Annotated in this window: 9 protein-coding genes; 6 read left to right on the forward strand and 3 right to left on the reverse strand. The window is 60.8% G+C overall.

Translation table 11 applies throughout. The annotated features are described in order from the left end of the window. Positions 1-97: 97 nt before the first annotated feature. From RYB66_RS15520 to RYB66_RS15535, 4 genes are all read left to right on the forward strand, one after another. Complete coding sequence (locus tag RYB66_RS15520; RefSeq protein ID WP_189666454.1) at positions 98-1111, forward strand: ABC transporter substrate-binding protein; 1014 nt, start codon at positions 98-100, stop codon at positions 1109-1111. Next, positions 1108-2130: a FecCD family ABC transporter permease gene (locus tag RYB66_RS15525; RefSeq protein ID WP_016981376.1), complete on the forward strand. Its 1023-nt coding sequence runs from the start codon at positions 1108-1110 to the stop codon at positions 2128-2130. The genes RYB66_RS15520 and RYB66_RS15525 overlap by 4 nt, the downstream gene beginning before the upstream one ends. Next, positions 2127-2918 carry an ABC transporter ATP-binding protein gene (locus RYB66_RS15530; RefSeq protein ID WP_316894818.1) on the forward strand — a complete coding sequence of 264 codons (792 nt, stop codon included), beginning with the start codon at positions 2127-2129 and terminating at the stop codon, positions 2916-2918. Before RYB66_RS15525 ends, RYB66_RS15530 begins: the two co-directional genes overlap by 4 nt. 106 nt (positions 2919-3024) lie before the next feature. Further along, entirely contained in the window at positions 3025-5031 is a 2007-nt protein-coding gene (locus tag RYB66_RS15535; RefSeq protein WP_016981377.1) for a peptidase U32 family protein, read from the forward strand. 57 nt (positions 5032-5088) lie between these two features. On the opposite strand, the gene RYB66_RS15540 is transcribed toward RYB66_RS15535, so the two are convergent. Together RYB66_RS15540 and RYB66_RS15545 are read right to left on the reverse strand one after the other, a co-directional pair. Then, entirely contained in the window at positions 5089-5583 is a 495-nt protein-coding gene (locus RYB66_RS15540; protein ID WP_019741011.1) for a GNAT family N-acetyltransferase, read from the reverse strand. 231 nt (positions 5584-5814) lie between these two features. Beyond that, complete coding sequence (locus tag RYB66_RS15545; RefSeq protein WP_316894821.1) at positions 5815-6153, reverse strand: hypothetical protein; 339 nt, start codon at positions 6151-6153, stop codon at positions 5815-5817. A 31-nt stretch (positions 6154-6184) separates the two neighbouring features. On the opposite strand from RYB66_RS15545, the gene nirB reads away from it, so the two are divergent. Then, a complete protein-coding gene (gene nirB, locus RYB66_RS15550) occupies positions 6185-8746 on the forward strand; it encodes a nitrite reductase large subunit NirB (RefSeq protein ID WP_117139412.1) in 2562 nt (853 codons plus the stop codon). Next, a complete protein-coding gene (nirD, locus tag RYB66_RS15555; RefSeq protein WP_002553915.1) occupies positions 8746-9132 on the forward strand; it encodes a nitrite reductase small subunit NirD in 387 nt (128 codons plus the stop codon). The genes nirB and nirD overlap by 1 nt, the downstream gene beginning before the upstream one ends. Positions 9133-9200: 68 nt before the next feature. Here nirD and RYB66_RS15560 read toward each other — a convergent pair whose 3' ends face one another. Beyond that, positions 9201-10199: an alpha/beta hydrolase gene (locus RYB66_RS15560; RefSeq protein WP_316894823.1), complete on the reverse strand. Its 999-nt coding sequence runs from the start codon at positions 10197-10199 to the stop codon at positions 9201-9203. Positions 10200-10364: the final 165 nt, after the last annotated feature.

The raw sequence follows: 10364 nt of genomic DNA on the forward strand, positions 1-10364 counted from the left end.
CGCGGCAGCATTTCCCGTCGTGCCCGGTCATTTGCCGGGGATGTGTTTCCTGATGTGCATTGCGCCTTGGCACCTGCTCCAACGGAGACCGCATTTCATGTCGCTGCCCCGCCTTGCCGTACTTGCCGCCAGCCTGACGCTGTCCACCCTGACCCTCGCCGCGCCTACTCAGTATCCGCTGACCCTCGAAAACTGTGGTTCGACCCTGACGTTCGCGCATGCACCGACCAAGGCAGTGACCATTGGTCAGGCCGGCACTGAAATGCTCTACGAACTGGGCCTGGGCGACCGGCTGGTGGGCACGTCGCTGTGGTTCAACAACGTGTTACCACGCTTCAAGGCGCAGAACGATAAGGTAGAACGTCTGGCCGACAACGACCCAAGCTTTGAAGCGGTGATTGGCAAACGTCCGGAACTGGTGGCGGTGCAGCTGGAGTGGATGGTCGGCAAACAGGGCGTGGTCGGCACACGCGAGCAGTTCCATGACCTGAAAATACCCACTTACATTCTGCCGTCCGATTGCGAAGGCAAAGATAATCTGGTCGGTGCCGATGGCACACGCCTGGAGCCGTTCCGCATCGAGACCATCTACAAGAGCATCGAGCAACTGGCGCAGATTTTCGATGTACAGGACCGCGGTGAAACGCTGGTCGCCGACCTCAAGGCCCGCCTGAGCGCCGCGATTGCCAACGTCAAACAGAACAAGGCGAACGACGTCTCGGCGCTGTTCTGGTTTTCCAGTTCCGACCTCGCCAGCGACCCGTTCGTGGCAGGCCGCAAAGGCATCCCGGACTTCATGCTCAACAGCCTGGGCATGCGTAATATCGTCAAGTCCGACGAGGAATGGCCGACAGTGGGCTGGGAGACCATTGCCAAGGCCAATCCAAGCATCCTGGTGATTGCACGCATGGATCGCCGCCGCTTCCCGGCCGACGACTACCTGAAAAAGATCGAATTCCTCAAGAGCGACCCGGTGACGCGCAACATGGACGCAGTCAAGCATGACCGGATCGTGATCATCGACGCCGAGGGCATGCAGGCTGGCCTGCGCTTGTTTACCGGGTTCGAGGAACTGGCTGACGCCGCCAACCGTTTCAACGCTGCACAATGAGATTACAGGTAGCGCTGGGCCATGTGCTCTGGGTCTCGGCAGTGCTGGTGCTGGCGATCATGGTCGGTGCGGCGATTGGCGAAACCTCGATCAGCCTGAAGGTGGTTTTTCAGGTGCTGGCCAACAAACTCTGGGCTGCCGGCTATGTGCTCGACCCTATCGACGAAGGCATCGTCTGGAACTACCGGCTGACCCGCGCGATTGTCGCGGCAGCCTGCGGGGCCGGGCTGGCGATCTGTGGCGTGGTGTTGCAATCCTTGTTGCGCAACCCGCTGGCAGACCCGTATCTGCTGGGAATTTCCGCCGGGGCCTCGACCGGCGCGGTGCTGGTCGCCATTCTGGGCTTCGGCGCGGGGGCTATTTCGATGTCGGCAGGCGCTTTTGCCGGGGCCGTGGCGGCGTTTTCGCTGGTCGCCCTGCTGGCGCACTCGTCGCGAGGCACCACAGCAGCCGGGCAGATCATTCTGGCCGGAATCGCCGGTTCACAGCTGTTCAATGCCCTGACGTCGTTTCTGATCACCAAATCCGCCAGCTCCGAACAGGCACGCGGCATCATGTTCTGGCTGCTGGGCAACCTCAGCGGCGTACGCTGGCACTCGGTCTGGCTGGCAGTGCCGACGGTGCTGGTCGGTCTGCTGGTGTGCCTCTGGCACCGGCGAGCGCTGGACGCGTTCACCTTCGGCAGCGACTCGGCGGCGTCACTGGGGATTGCCGTGCGGCGCGTGCAGATCATCCTGATCGCGACCGCAGCCCTGGTCACCGCAGTGATGGTATCGATCGTCGGCTCCATCGGTTTTGTCGGGCTGGTGATCCCGCACGCGGTGCGTATGCTGGTCGGTGTGCGCCACGCACGGCTGGTGCCGTTGAGCGCATTGAGCGGCGCACTGTTCCTGATCGCTGCCGACATCCTCTCGCGCACGCTGATCAAGGGCCAGGCGCTGCCGATTGGCGTCATTACCGCACTGATCGGCGCACCGGTCTTCGCTTTGATTCTTATCCGGGGCAATAGCACGCGATGAACGCCTTTCCTCATCTGGTCAACGCACCGGTGCTGGGCTGCTCCGGGCTGGGTTATTCGGTGCGTGGCACTGCATTGCTGCGCGACGTCGACTTGAGCATCGCAGCCGGCGAGACACTGGCCGTGGTCGGCCCTAACGGTTCGGGAAAATCCACCCTGCTGAAACTATTGGCCGGTATTCAGAAACCGGTCTGCGGCACGGTCAGACTGGGCGGGCAACCACTTGAGGCAATGAGCCGCAGAGACGTGGCGCGCTTGCTGGCGGTGGTCGAACAACAAGCGGAAACCAGCGATGCCGTGACGGTTCTGGATGCCGTCGAGCTGGGCCGCACGCCGTGGCTGTCGGCACTCGAGCCGTGGAGTGCGAACGATGACGCAATCGTTCGCCAGGCGTTGCAGGATGTGGACATGCTGCACATGCAGAAACGTGCCTGGCACACCTTGTCCGGTGGCGAGCGGCAGCGCGTGCACATCGCCAGGGCGCTGGCGCAACGACCCAGCATCCTTCTGCTGGACGAACCGACCAATCACCTGGATATCCAGCACCAACTGACCATCCTCGGTCTGGTCAGGGCTTTGCCGGTAACCACTGTGATAGCCCTGCACGATCTGAATCAGGCGCTGGATTGCGACCGCGTGGCGGTCATGGAGAAAGGCCGGCTGGTCGCACTGGGTGCGCCGGTCGAGGTGCTGACCCCGGAACGCCTGCTGAGCACCTTCGGCGTCGTGGCGCACTGGCTGACCGACCCTTTCGACGGCGCGAAAATCCTGCGTTTGCGCTCACACTGAAGACGCGCCGATGGTCAGCCGGTCGCCTGACGCACGCTTCAACAGGTGCGCCGCGCGGCCTGTAGCACTACAATGCGCGCTTTGCCCGCCGCAGGATCCCGTTGCCATGTCGTTACCCAAGCACCACCTGGAGTTGCTCAGCCCTGCACGGGATGTAACCATCGCCCGTGAAGCCATCCTGCATGGTGCCGATGCGGTGTACATCGGCGGGCCGAGCTTTGGTGCGCGACACAACGCCTGCAACGAGGTCAGCGACATTGCCGAGCTGGTCAAATTCGCTCATCGCTATCACGCGCGGATCTTCACCACGATCAACACCATCCTGCATGACGACGAACTGGAACCAGCCCGCAAGCTGATTCACCAGCTCTACGACGCAGGCGTGGACGCATTGATCGTGCAGGACCTCGGGGTGATGGAGCTGGATATTCCGCCCATCGAGCTGCATGCCAGCACCCAGACCGACATCCGCACCCTGGGCCGGGCGAAGTTCCTCGATCAGGCCGGTTTCTCGCAACTGGTACTGGCCCGCGAGCTGAACCTGCAGGAAATTCGTGACATCGCCCGTGAAACCGATGCCGCTATCGAGTTTTTCATTCATGGCGCGCTGTGCGTGGCGTTCTCCGGGCAGTGCAATATTTCCCACGCGCAAAACGGCCGCAGTGCCAACCGCGGCGACTGCTCGCAGGCTTGCCGCCTGCCCTACACGCTCAAGGATGATCAGGGCCGCGTCGTTGCCTTCGAAAAGCATCTGTTGTCGATGAAAGACAACAACCAGAGCGCCAACCTGCGCGATCTGGTGGACGCAGGCGTGCGCTCGTTCAAAATCGAAGGTCGCTACAAGGACGCAGGCTACGTCAAAAATATCACCGCCTATTACCGCCAGCGTCTGGACGAGATTCTCGAAGACCGTCCGGACCTGGCACGCGCTTCCAGCGGCCGTACCGCACACTTCTTCGTGCCTGACCCGGAGAAGACCTTTCATCGCGGCAGCACCGATTATTTCGTCAGTGACCGCAAGATCGACATCGGTGCGTTCGATACGCCGACGTTTACCGGTCTGGCAGTCGGCACCGTCGAAAAACTCGGCAAGCGTGATCTGATCGCCGTGACCCATGAGCCGCTGTCCAACGGTGACGGTCTCAATGTGCAGATCAAGCGTGAAGTGGTGGGCTTTCGTGCCAATATCGCCGAGCTCAAAGGCGAGTTCGAAGAAGACGGCCAGAAGCGCTGGCGCTACCGTGTAGAACCCAACGAGATGCCTGCGGCCCTGTCCCGTGTGCGTCCCAACCATCCATTGAATCGCAACCTGGACCACAACTGGCAGCAGGCGCTGCTCAAGACCTCGGCCGAGCGCCGCATCGGCATTCAGTGGCAGGTTACCCTTCGTGAAGACCACCTGCGCCTGGAAGCCATCAGTGAAGAAGGTGTGAGCGTCGCGGTAAACCTTGACGGCCCGTTCGGCGCAGCCAACAAGCCCGAGCAGGCGCTGGATCAACTGCGTGACCTGCTCACTCAGCTGGGCACCACGATCTACCATGCTCAGGATGTCAGGCTCGACGCGCCACAGGCGTTCTTCGTGCCCAACTCGCAGCTCAAGACCCTGCGTCGCGATGCCATCGAGGCGCTGACCGAAGCGCGCATCGAGGCGCATCCACGCGGTGGCCGCAAGGCTGAGACTACCCCGCCGCCGGTGTACCCGGAGTCGCATTTGTCCTTTCTGGCCAACGTCTACAACCAGAAGGCCCGCGATTTCTACCATCGCCACGGCGTGCAACTGATCGACGCGGCCTACGAGGCCCACGAAGAAACCGGTGAAGTGCCCGTGATGATCACCAAGCATTGCCTGCGCTTCTCGTTCAACCTGTGCCCGAAACAGGCCAAGGGTGTCACCGGCGTGCGCACCAAGGTCGCGCCTATGCAACTGGTGCAGGGGGATGAAGTGCTGACTCTTAAATTCGATTGCAAACCTTGCGAAATGCACGTAATCGGCAAGATGAAAGGTCACATTCTCGACCTGCCGTTGCCCGGCAGCGCTGCGGCTAAATCGGTGGTCGGCCACATCACCCCGGAAGACCTGCTCAAGACTGCGCGTCAGCGTTCCACTCGCTGATCGGTATGAGGGGGGTTGGCGCCCTGCCAGCCCCTTGCGTCTTCTGACAAAGCAATCTTAAAGAACGCGCTCCATATGGGTGGTATTCCACACCGGGTCGTTTTCCACATCGGTCACAGCAAAACCCTGTTTTTCCCAGAAGCGTATTGCACCCGGCAAAAACGGATGGGTGTGCAGGTAAAGCACCTCTATTCCACCTGCCTCGGCATGGGCCCAGAGCGCCTGACATAAACGGCTGGCCAGCCCGTCGCCGCGAAACTCCGGCGTGACGAACAGGCGCACGATCTCAACGGTTCTGCGCCCGCGATAATCGAGCTGCGGGAAACGATGATCAAACGGCAGGTAGCCCACAGCCGCGATGATCTGCCCTTCACTGCGGGCGATCAGAAACTTGCCGTCCTCCCCGTCCAGATACACCTGCTCGAAACCGGCCAGATCGGGCGGAACGGTGACGGTGTCGAGCAAGGGAAAGATCCCGGCACGTGCACGCATGACGAAATCGACGGTGTGCGGGATCTCGGAGGGGTGTACCTCAGTAATAGTGATGTTCATGAGCACGGACTTATTGGGGGAATTGCAGGGTGATACAAATGTTACGCCAGAGATGGGCCTTTGGACGCACGGCTTGACTATAGAGCAGGCGGCGCGGCGCAGAATTGTGACGCGGAGCGTCACGACAGGCATTCCCACGCGGAGCGTGAGGAACGATATGTGCCTGGAGCGACTGGGGCACCCGGAGGTAAAAACGCCGATTATCTTGAGCGGGCAATGCGGCGCACAGCTTTACAGCGCAAACCCTTCGATGCGCACCAATGCAAGGCAGGAAAAATCATGCGCCGGACGCCGTTGTAAACGCTGCGCAGCCTTGCGGGCATTGCCAATGCGCGTCTGAACCGCTGCAACCGCAAGCTGGCACAGCCCCTGCATGATTTTGGATAACCCCATCATGAATGTGGTCGGGCCGCCCCGGTTGATCGACGTTGATCGCCAGTCTCGAAGAGACCAGAGGGCCACATGGGTGCATCCGGCAACGTGGCTTGATGGCATCCCCGAACACCCAATAAGAGAACAGGCAAAGGCGCCTGGAACCGAAAGGTTCCGGGCGCTTTTTTTTTGCTTCAAAAAACCTGATTGGCCTCGGCCGGGACTTGCTATGAACACCACAGTCTTCCCCATGAACGATGTAAAAACCCTGATCGTCGTCGGTAATGGCATGGTCGGGCACCATTGCGTCGAGCAGTTGATCGCAGGCGGCGCACTGGAGCGTTATCGCATCCATGTATTTGGCGAAGAAGCACAGCGTGCCTACGACCGCGTGCATTTGTCCGAATACTTTACCGGCCGCGATGCCGAGTCGCTGGCCATGAGTGAAATGTCTGTCTACGAACAACCTGGCCTGACGCTGCACCTGGGCGTACCGGTGCTGGAGATTGATCGTGATCGTCATGAAATCATCACTGCCGAAGGCTGCTTCAGCTACGACAAGCTGATCCTGGCCACCGGCTCCTTCCCGTTCGTACCGCCGATCGAGGGCGCACAGGGCAACTCGCGGCTGGTCTATCGCACGCTTGAGGACCTGGACACCATTCGCTACGCCGCCTCGAAAGCTCGCCGTGGCGTGGTAGTCGGCGGTGGTCTGCTCGGGCTTGAAGCGGCCAACGCACTGAAGTCGCTTGGCCTGGAAGCTCATGTTGTCGAGTTCGCCCCGCGCTTGATGCCGGTGCAACTGGACGAGCACGGCGGGGCTGCCTTGAAAGCGCGTATCGAAGCGCTGGGCGTTGGCGTACACCTGTCGCGCGCCACGCAATCGATCAGCGACGGCAAGCAATACCGCTATCGCATGAACTTCGCCAATGACGAATTTCTGGAAACCGATCTGATCGTGTTCTCTGCCGGTATCCGCCCGCAGGACGCGCTGGCTCGCCAGTGTGAACTGGAACTCGGCCCGCGTGGTGGTATTGCAATCGACGAGCACTGTCGTACCAGTGACGCCGATATCTATGCAATCGGCGAGTGCGCGGCCTGGAACGGCAGTGTATTCGGCCTGGTGGCACCCGGTTATCAGATGGCCCGTGGCGTAGCTGCACAGTTGTGCGAAAAGGACACTGAGCCGTTCTTCGGTGCCGACATGTCCACCAAGCTCAAGCTGCTGGGCGTGGATGTCGGCTCCATTGGTGACGCGCACGGTGCGCTGGCCGGGGCTGTCAGTTATCGTTTCATTGACGAAGCCACCGCCAGCTATCGCCGGCTGGTGGTGTCGGCAGATGGCAAGCAAGTGCTCGGCGCGGTGCTGGTCGGCGACAACAGTTACTACGACACCCTGCTGCAATACGCCCAGAACGGCATCCCGCTGCCCGCCGATCCATCGAGCCTGATTCTGCCGCGTGGCGAAGGCGCGCCGACGCTGGGTGCCGATGCCCTGCCCGCCACCGCGACCATCTGTTCCTGCCATAACGTCAGCAAGGGTTCTATCTGTTCGGCAATCGACAATGGCTGCACCGACCTCGCCGGAGTCAAGGCCTGCACCAAGGCAGCCACCGGTTGTGGTGGCTGCACTGCGCTGCTCAAGCAGGTGTTCGAGCATGAGTTGATGGCGCGCGGTGTGGCGGTCGACAAAAGCCTCTGCGAGCACTTCGCCTACACCCGCCAGGAGTTGTACTCGATGGTCCGCGTCGAAGGTATCGAGACCTTTGACGAACTGCTGACTCGCCATGGCAAAGGCGCGCATGGCTGCGACATCTGCAAGCCTGCGGTCGGCTCGATTCTCGCTTCGTGCTGGAACCGCCCCATCACCGAACCTTCGCTGGTGCCACTGCAGGACACCAACGACACCTTCATGGCCAACATGCAGAAAAACGGCACCTACTCGGTCGTACCGCGTATTCCGGGCGGCGAAATCACCCCCGACGGGCTGATCGCGATTGGTGCCGTGGCCAAGAAGTACGACTTGTACACCAAGATCACCGGCGGCCAGCGCATCGACCTGTTCGGCGCGCAACTGCATGAACTGCCGGACATCTGGAGCGAGTTGATTGAGGCGGGGTTCGAGACCGGGCATGCCTACGGCAAATCGACCCGGACGGTTAAGTCCTGCGTCGGCAGTACCTGGTGCCGCTATGGCGTGCAGGACAGCGTCGCCATGGCACTGCGCATCGAGGACCGTTACAAGGGGCTACGCTCGCCGCACAAACTCAAGTTCGCCGTATCCGGCTGCACCCGCGAGTGCGCCGAAGCGCAGAGCAAGGATGTGGGTGTAATTGCCACCGAGAACGGCTGGAACCTGTACCTGTGCGGCAACGGCGGCATGCGTCCACGCCACGCCGAGCTGTTCGCCACCGACCTGGATGACGAAACCCTGATTCGTTACATCGACCGTTTTCTGATGCTCTACATCCGCACTGCCGACAAGCTGCAACGTACCTCGGTCTGGAGGGAATCGCTGGAAGGCGGCCTCGACTATCTCAAGGCGGTCATCATCGACGACAGCCTGGGCCTGGCCGCAGAGCTGGAGTCGCAGATGCAGCTGGTGGTCGACCGCTATGAATGCGAATGGGCCAATGCCCTCAAGGACCCGGAGAAACTCAAGCGCTTCCGCACCTTCGTCAACGACGGACGTGGCGACCCGGACGTGCATTTCGTCAAGGAGCGCGCCCAGCGTCGTCCGGCAAAACCCGAAGAGCTGGCCCTTATCCCGCTGTTCAAGGAGGTGGTGTAATGAATTCGTCCAACACCGTATTGGCGGGCGAAAACGCCCATTCTGCACTGCAACTGCACTGGCATGCCCTGTGCGGACGCAAGGATCTGGTCGCCAACTCCGGCGTGGTAGCGTGGCTGGACGGCGCGCAGGTAGCGCTGTTCTACCTGCCTGAAACCCCTGAGGGCGAACAGCTCTTTGCCATCGACAACCGCGACCCCAAGTCCGGCGCCAATGTGATCGGTCGCGGACTGATTGGCCATATCGCTGGCGAGCTGGTGATTGCCTCGCCGTTGTACAAGCAGCATTTTCGCCTGCACGACGGTAGTTGCATCGAGTACCCGGAGCAACGCCTGGAGGTCTGGCCGGTACGGCTTAACGGAGATCAGGTAGAGATTGCCGTCTAGCTGATAACAATAGGGCCAGACAACCTGGTCGCTGGCCGACCAGGCTGTTGCGTGGGATGAATGACCGACTATTGCAGCTCGGACACCAGCGCTTTATTGAAGCCCTGCGGATCTTCCATCTGCGGGGCATGCCCCTTGCCCTTGAACTCCACCAGTCTGGCGCCAGGGATCATCTGCGCCACCTGCTTGCCCAGTACCTTATAATTGCCGATCTTCGCCTTGACCTCGGGCGGCGCGATGTCGCTGCCGATGGCGGTGGTATCGGCATCGCCGATCATCAACACAGTCGGCACCTGCAGCCTGGGAAACTCGTAGAACACTGGCTGGGTAAAAATCATGTCGTAGATCAGCGCCGAGTTCCAGGCAACCATCTTATGGCCCGGCCCCTTGTTCAGGCCCGCCAGCATGTCGACCCATTTGTCGTATTCAGGCTTCCAGCGCCCGTCGTAGTAGGTCTTCTGCTCGTAGGCGCGAATGCCTTCGGCGGTGGTCTTCAGTTCGCGCTCATACCACTGATCGACGCTGCGGTAAGGCACGCCAAGGGCCTTCCAGTCTTCCAGACCGATCGGGTTGACCATCACCAGTTTCTCGGTCTGTTTCGGGTACATCAGCGCGTAACGCGTGGCCAGCATGCCGCCGGTGGAATGGCCGACGACCGACGCCTTGTCGATACCCAGCTTTTCGAGCAACGCGTGGGTGTTCATCGACAACTGCTGGAAGCTGTATTGATAGTACGCAGGTTTGGTCGAGGTGCAAAAACCGATCTGGTCAGGCGCAACAACGCGATAGCCCGCAGCACTCAGCCCCTCGATAGTGTCTTCCCAGGTCGCGGCGCAGAAATTCTTGCCATGCATCAGCACCGCGGTGCGGCCATTGGCCTTGCCGGTGGGTGCGACATCCATGTAACCCATTTCCAGCGTCTGGCCCTGGGACTGAAAACTGAATTTGTGCAGCGCGTGGGGGTAAGTGAAACCTTCCAGTTGCTGGCCGTAACCGGGCGTTTCAGCCAGTGCAGCGCCTGACAGCGTCAACGACATCAACATGCCGGCAATCTTTGCAGCCCGCATAAGGGGCACCTCCTGTAGCCTGTGGATAGGGGTCGAAATCTGCAGCCGCTTCCACGTTAAACCGCAGACCTGCAAGTAGACCTTGTTTCCCGCTACAGATTCGCCCCTTTCCTGCCTGTAGAACCGTAAGCAGACGTTTCATCATGCCAGCCAGACGGCGGCAAA

Source organism: Pseudomonas syringae group sp. 243L2 (genome assembly GCF_032587875.1).
Lineage (GTDB): Bacteria > Pseudomonadota > Gammaproteobacteria > Pseudomonadales > Pseudomonadaceae > Aquipseudomonas > Aquipseudomonas amygdali.